Below are 623 nucleotides of genomic sequence, written 5' to 3'. Positions count from 1 at the left end.
CATGCGCGCGCACCGTGGAAAAAACGCGGCGGTCATTGGCACGCTGGCGGAACTACCGGCCAGCGGGCGCAGGGGGGATGTCCGGCTGGTCAACCGTCTTGGCGGCCAGCGGGTCGTGACCATGCCCATGGGTGAACAGTTGCCGAGGATCTGCTGACATGGGGCGGCTCCTCCCTCTGACCGGCATGGTGCGGGGGGCTGGCCGCAGGCCGGTGGCCGGTCTGCTTGCGGCGCTGGTGGGGGCGAATATCATGGCGTGGGCATGGGCGCTGTGGATGCTGGGGGCCTCCCCCGTGCTGCTGGGCGCCGCCGGTCTGGCCTGGACGTTTGGCCTGCGCCACGGCATGGATGCCGACCATATCGCGGCGATTGACGCGGTCACGCGCAGGCTCATGCTGGCTGAACGCCCGCCCCTGTGGGTGGGCCTGTTCTTTTCACTGGGTCATTCCAGCGTGGTTATCCTCGCCACGGTCATGCTGGTGGCCCTGCCCATGCAGGGCTGGCTGGAACGCTGGCACCTGATCGGGGGGACGCTGGGCACGATCGTGTCCGCCACGTTCCTGTTCGCCATGGTGGCGGCGAACATGGGCACGGCCATAAGCCAGTGGCGCGCCCTGCGTGGG

1 protein-coding gene is annotated in these 623 nt (G+C 69.0%); it reads left to right on the top strand.

All coding sequences use genetic code 11. From position 1 onward, the window contains the following. Window positions 1–158 precede the first annotated feature (158 nt). Window positions 159–623 (top strand): HoxN/HupN/NixA family nickel/cobalt transporter (locus JCM25156_RS26595; RefSeq protein WP_457851830.1); only part of this gene is annotated, 465 nt, incomplete at its 3' end.

Source organism: Komagataeibacter kakiaceti JCM 25156 (assembly GCF_000613305.1).
This window is presented reverse-complemented; position numbering and strand designations above follow the sequence as displayed.